Annotated in this window: 12 protein-coding genes; 5 read left to right on the plus strand and 7 right to left on the minus strand. The window is 68.4% G+C overall.

Annotated elements, in window-relative coordinates:
- Positions 1-21: 21 nt before the first annotated feature.
- The 3 genes from BLS42_RS16160 to BLS42_RS16170 form a co-directional block, all read right to left on the minus strand.
- Positions 22-324, minus strand: a complete 303-nt coding sequence (locus BLS42_RS16160) for a rhodanese-like domain-containing protein (protein ID WP_090582961.1) — start codon at positions 322-324, stop codon at positions 22-24.
- 159 nt (positions 325-483) lie between these two features.
- Positions 484-1,866 (minus strand): Na+/H+ antiporter NhaA, encoded by a 1,383-nt coding sequence (gene nhaA / locus BLS42_RS16165; RefSeq protein ID WP_090582963.1) that lies wholly within the window; start codon positions 1,864-1,866, stop codon positions 484-486.
- Positions 1,867-1,999: 133 nt separating this feature from the next.
- Positions 2,000-2,797, minus strand: coding sequence for an alpha/beta hydrolase (locus tag BLS42_RS16170; RefSeq protein ID WP_090582965.1), 798 nt, complete (start codon positions 2,795-2,797; stop codon positions 2,000-2,002).
- A gap of 233 nt (positions 2,798-3,030) precedes the next feature.
- On the opposite strand from BLS42_RS16170, the gene BLS42_RS16175 reads away from it, so the two are divergent.
- On the plus strand, positions 3,031-4,137 hold the full coding sequence (locus BLS42_RS16175) for a GTP pyrophosphokinase (RefSeq protein ID WP_090582967.1): 1,107 nt from the start codon (positions 3,031-3,033) through the stop codon (positions 4,135-4,137).
- Positions 4,138-4,619: 482 nt separating this feature from the next.
- Here BLS42_RS16175 and BLS42_RS16180 read toward each other — a convergent pair whose 3' ends face one another.
- Positions 4,620-4,904 (minus strand): DUF1540 domain-containing protein, encoded by a 285-nt coding sequence (locus tag BLS42_RS16180; RefSeq protein WP_090582970.1) that lies wholly within the window; start codon positions 4,902-4,904, stop codon positions 4,620-4,622.
- Positions 4,905-5,098: 194 nt separating this feature from the next.
- On the opposite strand from BLS42_RS16180, the gene BLS42_RS16185 reads away from it, so the two are divergent.
- The gene (locus tag BLS42_RS16185; RefSeq protein WP_090582972.1) at positions 5,099-6,151 is read left to right on the plus strand and encodes a bile acid:sodium symporter family protein; all 1,053 of its coding nucleotides are present in this window, start codon (positions 5,099-5,101) and stop codon (positions 6,149-6,151) included.
- A 7-nt stretch (positions 6,152-6,158) separates the two neighbouring features.
- On the opposite strand, the gene BLS42_RS16190 is transcribed toward BLS42_RS16185, so the two are convergent.
- The 3 genes from BLS42_RS16190 to BLS42_RS16200 all read right to left on the minus strand — a co-directional run bounded on the left by BLS42_RS16190 (position 6,159) and on the right by BLS42_RS16200 (position 9,458).
- Positions 6,159-6,752, minus strand: coding sequence for a LacI family DNA-binding transcriptional regulator (locus BLS42_RS16190; RefSeq protein WP_090582974.1), 594 nt, complete (start codon positions 6,750-6,752; stop codon positions 6,159-6,161).
- 91 nt (positions 6,753-6,843) lie between these two features.
- A complete protein-coding gene (locus tag BLS42_RS16195) occupies positions 6,844-7,410 on the minus strand; it encodes a GNAT family N-acetyltransferase (RefSeq protein ID WP_090582976.1) in 567 nt (188 codons plus the stop codon).
- Positions 7,407-9,458, minus strand: coding sequence for an FAD/NAD(P)-binding protein (locus tag BLS42_RS16200; RefSeq protein WP_090582978.1), 2,052 nt, complete (start codon positions 9,456-9,458; stop codon positions 7,407-7,409). Before BLS42_RS16200 ends, BLS42_RS16195 begins: the two co-directional genes overlap by 4 nt.
- A 243-nt stretch (positions 9,459-9,701) precedes the next feature.
- Here BLS42_RS16200 and BLS42_RS16205 point away from each other — a divergent pair, with 243 nt between their 5' ends.
- Genes BLS42_RS16205 through BLS42_RS16215 form a run of 3 tightly spaced genes read left to right on the plus strand, consistent with a single transcriptional unit; the run spans position 9,702 to position 12,711 of the window.
- A complete protein-coding gene (locus tag BLS42_RS16205) occupies positions 9,702-10,817 on the plus strand; it encodes an amino acid ABC transporter permease (protein ID WP_090582980.1) in 1,116 nt (371 codons plus the stop codon).
- Positions 10,814-11,665 carry an amino acid ABC transporter ATP-binding protein gene (locus tag BLS42_RS16210; protein WP_090582982.1) on the plus strand — a complete coding sequence of 284 codons (852 nt, stop codon included), beginning with the start codon at positions 10,814-10,816 and terminating at the stop codon, positions 11,663-11,665. The genes BLS42_RS16205 and BLS42_RS16210 overlap by 4 nt, the downstream gene beginning before the upstream one ends.
- A gap of 11 nt (positions 11,666-11,676) precedes the next feature.
- On the plus strand, positions 11,677-12,711 hold the full coding sequence (locus tag BLS42_RS16215) for an ABC transporter substrate-binding protein (RefSeq protein WP_090582984.1): 1,035 nt from the start codon (positions 11,677-11,679) through the stop codon (positions 12,709-12,711).
- The last annotated feature ends 38 nt before the right edge of the window (positions 12,712-12,749 follow it).

Raw genomic sequence — 12,749 nt, forward strand, 5'->3', positions numbered from 1 at the left:
CCCTTTAAGATCAGCTTAAGGTCAGCCCCGGTTGACGGGGTGTCCCTCGTCCTGCCACTGCATGATCCCGCCGGTGACGTTGACGGCGTCGTATCCCTGGTCCTCCAGGAAGGTGGTGGCCTGGGCGCTGCGGCCTCCGGCGGCGCACATGACGTAGACGGTTCCGCTGGCCGGAACCTCGTCGAGGGACTGGACAAACCGTGAGAGCGGGATGCTCCTGGCGCCAGGAACGCGGACAGCGGCGTACTCGTCTTCCTCGCGGACATCGACGATTTCGGTAGCGTCGCCCAGGGCGACCAGGTCCTTGACGGAAATGCTCTTCATGCCTGTTCCTTTCGCGGGCACCGGACGGCCCGGCGCGCGTATTCCAGCTAGACAACGATACCCCTTGGGGTACCATCGACGCTCCAGACGGCATCTCCTGCCGCATCTCCAAATCTAGCCCGTCCACCTCGCCTGTCCACCCAGCCCGCAGGGCTCGACTCAGCCTGCTGGACGGTCCTGCTGGTAGACGTCCGGGATGCCGTCGTGGTCCGAGTCGACCTTTTCCTCTTCCTCCGCCCGCCGGTACTGCTGGTTGCGGGCCCGGAGCACCCCGGTGGCGAGGAGCGCGGCGAGCAGGGAGGCCGCGAGGATCCCCACCTTCGCGTGGTCTTCGTGCGCGGTGCCCTGACCGAAGCTCAACTCGGCCAGCAGCAGCGACACCGTGAAACCAATGCCGGCCAGGATCGAGAGGCCGAAGACGTCGATCCACTTGAAGGAGCTGTCCAGCCGGGCCCGTGTGACTTTGGTGATGAGCCATGTGGTGCCGAGGATCCCGGCCGGCTTTCCGGCCACGAGCGCCACGATGATGCCCACCGCCACGGGATCCGTCAGGGCGGCACCGAGGCCCTGCCAGCCACCAATGACCACCCCCGCGGAAAAGAACGCAAAAACCGGGACGGCGATCCCGGCCGAAATCGGGCGGAACCGGTGTTCGAAGAGCTCCGCGAGGCCCGGGCCGGCCTCAGGCCCCCCGCTGGCCCGGGAACGTTTGACGGGAACGGCAAATCCGAGCAGGACCCCGGCCACGGTGGCGTGGATGCCCGACGCGTGCACGAGCGCCCACGTCGCCGCGCCCAGCGGCAGCAGGATCACCCAGGCTGCCCACGCGTGCGTGCCGAAGAACCGGCGGTATTTGTGCGCCAGGACCGTGTAGAGGCCCAGCGGGAGCAGGGCCAGCAGGAGCGGTTCGGGGTGGAGTTCGCTCGTGTAGAAGATCGCGATAATGGCGATGGCCAGGAGGTCGTCCACGACGGCGAGGGTCAGCAGGAAGATGCGCAGCGCACTGGGAAGGTGGGAACCGATGATTGCCAGCACCGCGACTGCGAAGGCGATGTCAGTTGCGGTGGGAATCGCCCAGCCCTGCAGGGTGTCGGAGCCCGAGAAGTTGATGGCCGCGTAGATGAGCGCCGGAACGGCCACACCGCCCACGGCGGCGGCCACCGGAACCACGGATTTGCTCGGCTGGCGCAGGTCGCCGGCGACAAATTCGCGCTTGAGTTCCAGCCCGACCAGGAAGAAGAAGATGGCCAGCAGGCCGTCGGCGGACCAGGCGCCCAGGCTCAGGTCCAGATGCCAGGGCGCGTAGCCGATGGTGAAGTCGCGCAGCGCGAAGTAACTCTCCGAGGCCGGGGAGTTGGCCCAGATAAGGGCCACCACCGCCGCGGCGACCAGCAGGGCGCCGCCCACCGTTTCCTTGCGGAGGATTTCGCCGATCCGCAGGGCCTCGGCGTAGCTGCCCCGACCGAAAACGGTGAGGCGAGGGGGCGTCGGCGGAGTGGGCGTTGGCGAAGGGGGTGTTGGCGAAGGGGGCAGGGCGCTCATGGGATCCTCAAAATGGGGTCGACGGAACCATGCCGACCAGACTTCCCGGCGCACCTGCGGTCCAGTGTATTCGCTTTCACCGGCCGGCGGGACGCCTCGGGAGCGACTGGCCGGCAACCTGGCCGGCCGGATTTCAGACCAGCAGCTGCTGCACGAGTTCACGGCATTTCCGGTAGGCGGGTGCCTTTGGATCAATGAGCGCAAAGTGGTCGCCCGGCACCTTCAGCAACTGGACCGGCGCACCCGCCCCTTTGGCTGCTCCGGCGTAGGTCTCGGACTGGCTGACCGGCACGGTGTCGTCCTCCGTGCCGTGGACGGCATATACAGGCACGGCCAGCGGTACGGCGCTCATGGGGTCCGCATATTTATGCCGTTTGGGATATTTCTCCGACGAGCCGCCCAGGAAGTTGCTGACGGCGCCGTTGCTGAGGTTGAGCCGCTCGGCGGCCGCGAGGTTGAGCACCCCCGACTGACTGACGACGCCGGTAATCTGCACCGCGCCGTCGTCGTCGCCACGGCGCGTCAGCTGGCGGTCGGCGTCCGGGGCTCCGAGCCCGGCGAGCCGGCTGCGTCCTGCCGCCCAGACGGCGAGGTGGCCGCCGGCCGAGTGGCCCAGGGCCACCACCCTGTCCAGTCCGAGACCGTGCTCGTCTGCGAGCTCACCGAGCTTGTCGATTCCGGCCAGGACGTCGGCAAACGTGTTGGGCCATCCTCCGCCGTTGCCGGCGCGCCGGTACTCCAGATTCCAGGCTGCCATGCCGTGCGCGGCGAGGTCCTTGGCAAGGGGCTCCCCAAGTTCCGCGCCATACTGCGAACGCCAGTACCCGCCATGGATCACCACCACCACACCCTTGGGCGCGGCCATCTCCGGAAGGAAGAGCTCACCCCACTGGCTGGGGTCCTCGCCATATTGGTACTTGTGCCTCTTCACAGCGTCCTCCTTGGGGCCCGGTGAACAGGCGGCGGAAACTGCCCCCAGAGTCACCGCCGCTGCGCCAGCGATCATAGCCCGCCGCCGCATATCAGCCATGTGCTGAGCCTACCTTGGGCGCCAAGCGGCCCCGCGCAGGCCGGGCCCCTGCATGCCGCACTTGCACACGTCCCGATTGCTGCGGCCGGGAGAGCCTGCGGGCCGGTGTCGGCGGTGCGCCGTAAGCTGGATCCATGGCGAGCAACTGGGACCGTTTGGACCTGAGCCTGCGCGATTCCGTGCAGGAGAACGTGGAACTGTACGAGCGGCTCCGGCCTGCCCTGAAGCTGGTCACACGGGAGGTCCTGCTCACGCTGCGGACCATGCTCAAGGGCACCGAGGTCACGCCGTTGTTCGTCACCGGCCGCACCAAGACCGTTGAATCCTTCCGCGAAAAGATTTCCCGCACGGAAGAACCGCTGGAGCCAGGCGGGCCGCCTGTGCTCAAGTTTCCGGACCCGTTCCGGACCCTGAACGACATGGTGGGCATCCGCGTGATCACCAAGCTGCCGGCGGAAAACGCGGTGGTGGCCAATCTGATCAAGCGCCAGCGCCAGCTCTTTGACTGCCGGGGGGACCGCGAAAAGGACATCGGCTCGATCGAGTCCGGCACGTACGGCTACTCCAGCCGGCACCTGATCCTGCGGACCATCCAGAACGAGGCCGTCAAGGACTACCAACTGGCCTTCAACCCGGACGTGCCGCCGAATGGCAGCTACTTCTTCGAGTGCCAGATCCGCACAGTGTTCGCGCACGCCTGGAGCGAGATCGAGCACGACATCCGTTTCAAGGCCGAGGACCCGCGGGCCTGGACCCCGCACTTCGACCGCCAGTTCACCGCCACGGCCGCCATGTTGGAGACCGTGGAGAGCGCGTTCTCGGACCTGCATGAGCGCTACGAGGAGGTCCGCAGTTACTGGGATGTGGACGGCGAGGGTGGCGCGCAACTGACGCCCAACCGGATCCGCGACGTGTGGCGGACCCTGCTGCCGCACGTGGACCGGAAGGTCGACGACGACTGGGGCTGGGCCGCGGAGCTTATGGCCGCCCATGGCCTCAATCAGACCATGCAGCTCGCCGGGCTGCTCAGCGCCAACCGGATCACCGAGGTCCGCAAGGCCCTGGACCACCGCTACTCCCCCGGCCCGGACCGGCTGCTCGATGACCTGCTGCTGTGGCAGTACGGCACCGAACACATCGAGCTCACCGCCGAGCCGGCCGACGCCGTCCCGCACCCCCGGCGCGACAGCCTCCTGCGGCGGCTCAAGCAGATCGAGCGGTACCGGCTCACACAGGGCTAGCGTGTGCCTGCGTCCGCGGACGCCCGGCGTGCCTGCCTGCCTGCCTGCCTGCCTGCCTGCCTGCCTGCCTGCCTGCCTGCCTGCCTGCGCGGATTTTCCCCACCTTTGAGACGGCGACGCCGCGACTCACCGGCGGTTCGGCGCGACACGCCGGGCGCCGACTTCAAAGGTGGGGAAAGTCCGGCGTCGAAGAGGGCTACCGGCGGTGGCCCGTGTTGTCCAAGCCCACGAAATGCGAGTGACCCAGAGTCTGTCCCCGGTGAAAATCGCGAAGCTGCCGCTCTGACTCTGGGTCAGACCCGGCAGACGACCGCAGCGCCCTGCGGGAAATATCGCGCCAGATTGACACGACAATAATGACCAGTGCGCCGATGCCCAGAACAATCCATTCCATAATTCCCCCTAAGCCGGCAGTCTATGCATCCCCCGGCCGGGGCGAAAGGACCTGTGGCCTTTGTTCGATGGACGCGGACGCGTGCGGCTTATTTGTGGGCGTAGGTGAGGCAATCAGCGTTGTCGACCCCCGGGCCCACGTGAACTTCGGACGCCTTGCACATCAGATGGTCGTTGTGGGTGCATTCGGACCGCTGGCAGGCGCCGACGTCGGCCAGCACCTTGGGGAGCCCTCCGTGCACACCGATGTCGATGAAGGTCGCGCAGGAGGCATGGTCTTCAGCGCCGCCGACGGTAATGGCGGCCGCGTTGCAGTGGGAGTGATCGTTGAACGAGCAATTGCTCACGCTGCAGTCGGCTACATGCGTCGTCATTGGATATTCCTCCATGCTCCGGCCACCCCGGACGGGCGGCGCCGTGGTTCCACGGTAGGCGGCACCAGGGCGAACAAAAAGACCCAAACGTGTGACCTAATACCGGTCCGGACGGGAGTCAAAAATCTGACATATTTGTCACACGGGTGGTCACGAAGTGGTCAGTCCGCGGACGCCGGTGGCACCATTCTTGGATGCTTGAGGCAACCAAAACTCCGAATAACGCCCGGGACGCGAGCGCAGCCGCCGACGTCCCGGCCAATCCCGCCCTCGCCGCCGAGGCAAAGATCGCCCGGATCGCGGTGACGGTCTTCCCGATCCTCGTCGTGGTGGCCGGCCTCGCCGGCTTCCTGCTCCCCGGGGCGTTCAAACCCCTCGCGCCCAGCGTGCCCTTCCTGCTGGGCATCATCATGTTCTGCATGGGCCTGACGCTGACCCCGCCCGATTTCGCCTCGGTAGCCAAGCGTCCCTGGGCCGTTGCCCTGGGAATCGTGGCGCACTACGTCATCATGCCGGGGGCCGGCTGGCTGATCGCCGTCGCCCTGCACCTCGAGCCGGAGCTTGCGGTTGGCCTGATCCTGGTGGGCTGCGCGCCGTCGGGCACAGCCTCCAACGTGATGGCGTTCCTGGCCAAGGGCGACGTCGCCCTGTCCGTGGCCGTCGCCTCCGTGTCCACCCTGATCGCCCCGATCGTAACGCCGCTGCTGGTGCTGTTCCTGGCCGGCTCCTACCTGAGCATTGACGCCGGCGGCATGGTCCAGGACATCGTCAAGACCGTCCTCCTGCCCGTCATTGCCGGCCTTGTGGCCCGCCTCTTCCTCCGCAAGCTCGTGGCCAAGGTCCTCCCTGCCCTGCCGTGGGCCTCCGCCGTCGTAATTTCCCTGATCGTGGCGATCGTGGTGGCCGGCAGCGCCAGCAAGATCGTCGCCGCGGGTGGAATCGTGTTCCTCGCGGTGGTGCTGCACAACGGTTTCGGACTGGGCCTGGGCTACCTGGCCGGCAGGCTGGGGCGCCTGGATGACAAGGCGCGCAGGGCCCTGGCCTTTGAAGTCGGGATGCAGAATTCCGGCCTGGCCGCCACCCTCGCTACGGCGCACTTCGGCGCGCTGGCCGCGCTGCCCTCTGCCGTCTTCTCCCTGTGGCACAACGTCTCCGGCGCGATCGTGGCCGCGTGGCTGGCCCGGCGCCCTCTCCGGGAAACCGCAACGCAGGACACAGCACCGGAGGCCGCCGCGCTGAACGCCTAGGCGGGACCTAGCTCCGGAGCCGGGCGAGCAGCAGGGCGATGGCGCGCTCGGCCAGGACCGCGGGGGTGTCCGTTCCGGCGGGGACCACATCGTATCCGCCCTGAACAGCGAGGCTGCCGGCCCCGGCGTCGTCCGTAATGAGCACCTGGGCCATGCCGCGGCCGGCGAGCTCCGCCATCGTCCCGGCATGGTCAGCTGTCCCGGAATCGTCGCCGGCATCCGGCGCGCAGGTGTGGATCACGCCGTCGGCGCCGCCGGAGAGCATGAACTGCCGCCAGCTCCCGCCCAGCAGGATGACCGCCTGATAGCCGTGCTCCGGCAGGATCCCGGCCAGCAGTGTGGCGATGGCCCTGTCCCGTGGCTGTTCGAGGTCCGCCACGGCCACGGCCACCAGCTCCGTGCGGCCCCGGCGCATTCCCCGGGCGGCACGGTTGGCCACGTAGCCAAGTTCGCGGACCGCGGAGTGCACCCGGTCCTGGGTGGCCTGGCTGATCCGGGTGGTGCCGCCGGAACGGCCGGAGAGCACGTAGGAAACTGTGGTCAGGGACACCCCGGCCGTCTCCGCGACGTCGCGGATGGTGGGCTTGGATCCATGCCGCACGAATTGCTCCCGGGTACTTCGGCGCCGCGAATGCGCGGCGGCTGAGGCGATACTGGCACGGCGCGGAAGTCGCGCCGGCCTGTTCTGCACTCTATCGCCGGGATGGCCCCCGGCGTGACCCTGCGGGCAGGTCCTTGGTGAATGCCAGCGGTCCGATGGTTTCCGGGTCCGCGGAGAGATCGAACTGGGCCTCGAAGCCGGTGTTCAGATAGAGGTGTTTCGCCTCCGGCTGGCGGGGGCCGGTGGTCAGGTAGACCTTCCGGTAGCCGCGGCGGGCGGCCAGCGCCTCGAGTTCGGCGAGGACAAACCGGGCAAGTCCGCGGCGGCGGTGTGCCGAATGCGTCCAGATCCGCTTGAACTCGGCGGTCTTCGGGCCGTGCCGGCGGAAGGCGCCGCCCGCCACGGATTCGCCGTTCTCGCGCACAATCAACAGGGCGCCGCCTGGGGCGGCGAATTCCTGGGCCGGGTAGCGGTTGAGCTCCTCCGCGGCTGCTCCCCGGCCGAAGAGGTAGCCGTAGCGGGTGTCATATTCGAGCGCGAGCTCATCCAGGAGCGGACGGACCCTGGGATCGCTCATGGGGAGACTGAGGACCGTCAGCGTGGAGGTGTCTACGGGCCGGGTTTCCACGGGCTGGGAGTGTAGTGGTGATGGGGTCATGACGGGTCCTTTCCGCCGGCGGCCGCCTGCGGCACCGCCTGGCCGTTGTTCGCTTGGCCGATGCCGACTGGCTCGTTGTTGGCCTGGCCGTTGTTGGCTTGGCCGCTGTTGGAATCGGCCAGGAGGTTCAGGACGCGCCTTGCCAGAGCGTCGTTTTCGCGGAACGGCGCGGCGTTGGTGCCGGGCCGGGCGAAGGCGCCGGCGCCCCAGCCGGAGGTACCGGGCCCGACGGCGAACAGTCGCTCGCGCCGCTCCCCCACCGGACTGATCAGCTCGTTGTGGGCGGACACCAAGAGCCGTCCCGTCGCATGCGTACCGTCCGCGGTGAGCAACTGCTGCTCGGTGCCGAGCCCGGAGGTGTGCAGCTGGCGCAGCAACGGGTTCGCGGAGCGGGCCACCGACGGCGCGGGGAGCCGGGCCTCGATCAGGGCCGCAGCTGACACGGTGATCCCGGCCTGGGCCGAGCGGGCGACGAACCGGCCCGAGTACTCCGCGGCCTCGATCTCCAACCCCGGGCCAATGAACTGCAGCAGCCCGGCCCGGTGGATCGCCAGCATCTCCCGCAGCCTGCGCGGCGGCGGCCCGGAATCGACGAAGCTAAAGAAGCCGTGCCACCAGCCCTGGACATCGCGCTGCGACCGCGCGTTCAGCCGCTCGGACGGCACCAGCCTGCCCAGGTCCATGTAGGACTTGAGCAGGGAGGTGAACAGGGCCAGGGTCTCCGAATGGTCCGGCCCGGTGCGCAGCTCAAGGTCGCGGCCAATGTACGCTGCCACCGCAGCCTGGACGTCCGCGTGGCCGGCGAACACGCGGCCCGCGAACGGATGGTCCAGCCGTTCGAGGTCCAGGTGGAGCCCTGAGTCCGGGACGGACTCGGTGACCAGCCGCTGGCGGTCCTGGCTGTACCACTCCGCGGCGGAGAACCGCTCGGCGAATTCCTGCCAGCCGATCCGGACCCGCCCCGGGTAGCCGGTGAACAGTTCGCGGTAGTACACGTAGCCGGCATCCTTGGCGATCAGGGGCCAAAGCTGGGCGCGGAAGTCCAGCTCGCCGGGCGCGTCCAGCAGCGCCGCGACGACGTCTGCGGTGAAGAACACCGGCTCGCCCGCTGCGTCGCCGCGCAGGGTGGACGTGATCTTGGAGTGGAAGGGCACGCCGCGGCGGGACCCGGCCCACAGCCGCGGCTCGGCACCGGAGGGCAGGTAGCGCAGGCCGCCGTCGGGCAGCTCCTCGAACCTGCCGTCACGGCCCTCCATGAGCAGGACCAGCAGGTCCACGAAGGCCAGACCCATGCCGGAGACAATCACGTCCTGGCCCGCGGCGAGCGGTGAGTAGTCGACGTCGGTGGTGTAGCTGGGCGCCGCGTGGAACGCGCCGTGCCGGGCGGCAAAACCGGCCCACGCGGCAGACTCCGGCCCGGGCAGCGAATCGGTATGCCCGAGGGAGGCGATCACGACGTCGGCGCGCAGCACCGCGCCGCCAGCCAGCCGGACGCGGTAGCGTTCTGGACCCTTATCCGGCGCGCCCTGTTCCGGTTCACCCTGTTCCTGTTCGTCCTGCACGGGTTCGACGGCGGACGCCGTGTCCCGGTGCACCGTGACGGTGGTCTCCGGTCCGAGGGCGGCGGCGGAGCGGCGGAAGAACCATTCCAGGTAGACGCTCTGCAGCTGCCGGGTGGGAAAGGTGGAGCCGGTGAGGACAGCCAGCTGGCGCCGAAGTTCTTGCGGCAGCTCCGGCACATCCGCGATGGAGCCGTCCAGCACCCCGGCGGCCCAGTCCACCAGGCCGGGGCCTTCGACGGCCGGTCCCTCGCACTGGACGGAGGCGTCGGTGAACATCGTGACATCCGCCGCGGCGGAGTTGAGCATCAGCCCGGGATGCTGTTCGTAGCGCCAGATCCTGCCGGCGCCCGGGGTGTGCGGTTCCACGACGTGGATCTGGAGCGTGCCGGCGAACAGTTCCGGCCGGTTGGCGGCGAGGCGTTCCAGCAACCCGGCCGTGCGCGGGCCGCCGCCGATGAGGACCACGGATGGGGCATTCACTGGCATGACGGTCTCCTGGCTCTGGTGCGGAGCCCTCATGCTAGGCACCCGGAACGGGGCCGGTCGAGGCGCCGGTCACGGCCGTTCACCGCACGTAACGCGGCGTAAATCGAGGCAAGAAACCGTCGCGTGACGCCGTGCGAACCTGCGTGAACGTATGCAACTTGCCGCCTTGCCTGGCGTTTTCGCACGGCCCTAGATTGGCAGCCAACCGTACCCCCACAGCAACTGGAAGAAGCGAGGTGGCGCATGAGTTCAACAGCAACCCCGGTGGCGCAGTCCGCCCCGGAGCCGGCGTCCGCCGGCATCGAATCCGCACCCGACACCGCACCGGCCGGCACCGCCGGCCCGGCGGGCCCGGCAGTCGACGGCGGAACCGCCGGCGCGGAAACCGCATCGGCCGAAACGGCCGGTTCGGCGGGCCGCAAGGCGGCCACCGATTACGAGGACTACCGGCTGGTCCCGGCGCGCCACCCGTGGCGCTGGGTGGGCACCGCCGTCGTCGCCCTGGGCGTGGCCGGCATTGCCTGGTCCCTGGCCACCAACCCGCGCTGGGAATGGGGCGTGGTGGCGCAGTGGTTCACCGCGCAGTCGATTGTGAATGGCCTGCTGGAGACCCTCAAGCTGACGGCGATCTCCGGGGCGCTCGGGTTCATCCTGGGGTTCATCCTGGCCCTGATGCGGCTCTCCGCGTCCCCGCTGCTGGTCTCGGTCTCGTGGACCTTCTCCTGGATCTTCCGCTCCACGCCGCTGCTGGTGCAGATGCTGCTCTGGTACAACCTGGGCTACCTCTACGAGAAGATCAGCTTAGGGCTCCCGTTCACGGACGTGCGCTTCTTCGAGGCGCAGACCACCACCCTGATCAGCCAGTTCGCCGCGGCGGTCCTGGGCCTGACCCTGAACCAGGCCGCCTACTCCGCCGAGATCATCCGCGGCGGCATCCTCTCCGTGGACCAGGGCCAGCTCGAGGCCGCAACCGCCCTGGGCATTCCGGCGTGGCGGCGCTCCACCAGGATCGTGCTGCCTCAGGCCATGCGGGCCATCCTGCCCACCGCCTTCAACGAGGTGATCGGCCTGGTCAAGGGCACCTCGATTGTCTACGTCCTGGCCTACTCCGAGCTGTTCTACACCGTCCAGGTCATCTACAACCGGACCCAGCAGGTCCTGCCGCTGCTGCTCGTGGCCACCCTCTGGTACGTCGTGATCACCTCGGTGCTGAGCGTCTTCCAGTACTACATCGAGCGGCACTACTCCAAGGGCGCCGTCCGCACGCTGCCCCTGACCCCGCTGCAGAAGGCCCGCAAATTCCTGTCCACGCATGCGCCCGCCACCGGGAAAACCACCCAGGAAAGGGGCACCCGATGAGCACCGTTGCCAGCAGCACCCCCACGGCGCCCGCCGCCAGAGACGCCGAAACCACCCGCGGCCTCGTCGAGATCACCAAGGTCCGCAAGTCCTTCGGGGTCACGGAAGTCCTCAAGGGCATCACGCTGACGGTCGAGCCCGGCGGCGTCGCCGTGATCGTCGGCCCGTCCGGGTCCGGCAAATCCACCCTCCTGCGCACCATCAACCACCTGGAAAAGGTCGACGCCGGGTTCATCGCGATCGACGGCACGCTGGTGGGCTACGAGGTCCGGGGGCGCCGGCTCCACGAGCTGCCCGAAAAGGAAATCCTGAAGCAGCGCACCGAGATCGGCATGGTGTTCCAGAACTTCAACCTGTTCCCGCACCTGACCGCGCTGGAAAACGTCACCGAGGCGCCGGTCGTCGCGCCGCGGGCCGGGAAACCCCGGTCCTCCCGGGCCGAGGCCCGCGCACGCGGTCTGGAACTGCTGGACCGGGTGGGCCTGAAGGACCGCGCCGGCGCCTACCCGCGCCAGCTTTCCGGCGGCCAGCAGCAGCGCGTCGCGATCGCCCGGGCCCTGGCCCTGGACCCCAAGATCCTGCTCTTCGACGAGCCCACCTCGGCCCTGGACCCGGAACTGGTCAACGAGGTCCTGGACGTCATCCGCGGGCTCGCCAAGTCCGGCACCACGCTGATCATCGTCACGCATGAGATGGGCTTCGCCCGCGACGTCGCCGACACGGTCGTGTTCATGGACCAGGGCCAGATCGTCGAGCAGGGCACACCCCAGGAGATTTTCACCAACCCGCGCGAGGAACGCACCCGGAGCTTTTTCTCCAAAGTGATCGAACCCGCTTTCAACATCTAAGGAACACCCACATGGCAATCAGCTCCGCCCTCCACACCGCCCGTCCCAGTACTAGTCTCCGGCGGAAGCGTGCGGCGCTTCCCGCCGTCGTCCTCATCGGCACCCTTTCCGGCACGCTGGCACTGAGTGCTTGCGCAGATCCCGGCGCCTCCGCGGCTGCCGGTGCGCAACCGGCGACGACGGCGGCGCGCAACGGCGTCGTCTACAACACCTCGCCGGACCAGCAGCGCATCAGGGCCGAGAAGGACGCCGCCCTGGCCGCGGAGGTCCCCGCGCTGATAGGCAAGGACGGCAAGCTGACCGTGGCCACGACGGCGGGCTCGATTCCGCTGTCCTTCCATGCCACGGACGACAAGACCCCGATCGGCGTCGAGGTGGACCTGGCCCAACTGGTCGCGGACAAGCTGGGCCTGGCGCTGGATGTCCAGGTGACCTCCTGGGAGAACTGGCCCCTGAAGACCCAGTCCGGCGACTTCGAGGCCGTGTTCTCCAATGTGGGCATCAACGCCGCCCGCGTGAAGCTCTTCGACTTCTCCACCTACCGCGCCGCGTACATGGGCTTCGAGGCGAAGAAGGGCTCCAACTACAACATCAAGGGCTCCGCTGACATCTCCGGCCTGAAGATCTCCGTGGGCTCGGGCACCAACCAGGAGAAGATCCTGATCGCCTGGAACAAGGAGCTGGAGGCCAAGGGCAAGGCGCCGGCGGAGCTGCAGTACTACTCCGCCGACGCCGACACCATCCTGGCCCTGTCCTCGGGCCGCACCGACCTGAACCTCGCGCCCTACCCGTCGGTCACGTACCGGGAAAACACCCGCGACGACCTCAAGGTGGTGGGCAAGGTCAACGCCGGCTGGCCGTCCGAGACCCTGGTCGCGGCCACCACGCTCAAGGGCAACGGCCTGGCCCCGGCCATCACGGACGCACTGAACTCCGCGGTCAAGGACGGGTCCTACGCCAAGGTCCTGGACCGCTGGGGACTGTCCGAGGAAGCCCTTCCCGAGTCCACGACCGTCACCGAGGCCAACTTCGGGACCGGCAAATGAAGCAACTGGAACAACCGACCACAGCAACCACAGGAGCA

The organism is Arthrobacter sp. ov407 (assembly GCF_900102895.1).
GTDB lineage: Bacteria > Actinomycetota > Actinomycetes > Actinomycetales > Micrococcaceae > Arthrobacter.

Bases quoted from the DNA above. Each gene is read 5' to 3' on its own strand.
- BLS42_RS16160 (WP_090582961.1), bottom strand. From the start codon at position 324: ATGAAGAGCATTTCCGTCAAGGACCTGGTCGCCCTGGGCGACGCTACC.
- nhaA (WP_090582963.1), bottom strand. From the start codon at position 1,866: ATGAGCGCCCTGCCCCCTTCGCCAACACCCCCTTCGCCAACGCCCACT.
- BLS42_RS16175 (WP_090582967.1), top strand. From the start codon at position 3,031: ATGGCGAGCAACTGGGACCGTTTGGACCTGAGCCTGCGCGATTCCGTG.
- BLS42_RS16180 (WP_090582970.1), bottom strand. From the start codon at position 4,904: ATGACGACGCATGTAGCCGACTGCAGCGTGAGCAATTGCTCGTTCAAC.
- BLS42_RS16185 (WP_090582972.1), top strand. From the start codon at position 5,099: ATGCTTGAGGCAACCAAAACTCCGAATAACGCCCGGGACGCGAGCGCA.
- BLS42_RS16195 (WP_090582976.1), bottom strand. From the start codon at position 7,410: ATGACCCCATCACCACTACACTCCCAGCCCGTGGAAACCCGGCCCGTA.
- BLS42_RS16200 (WP_090582978.1), bottom strand. From the start codon at position 9,458: ATGCCAGTGAATGCCCCATCCGTGGTCCTCATCGGCGGCGGCCCGCGC.
- BLS42_RS16205 (WP_090582980.1), top strand. From the start codon at position 9,702: ATGAGTTCAACAGCAACCCCGGTGGCGCAGTCCGCCCCGGAGCCGGCG.
- BLS42_RS16210 (WP_090582982.1), top strand. From the start codon at position 10,814: ATGAGCACCGTTGCCAGCAGCACCCCCACGGCGCCCGCCGCCAGAGAC.
- BLS42_RS16215 (WP_090582984.1), top strand. From the start codon at position 11,677: ATGGCAATCAGCTCCGCCCTCCACACCGCCCGTCCCAGTACTAGTCTC.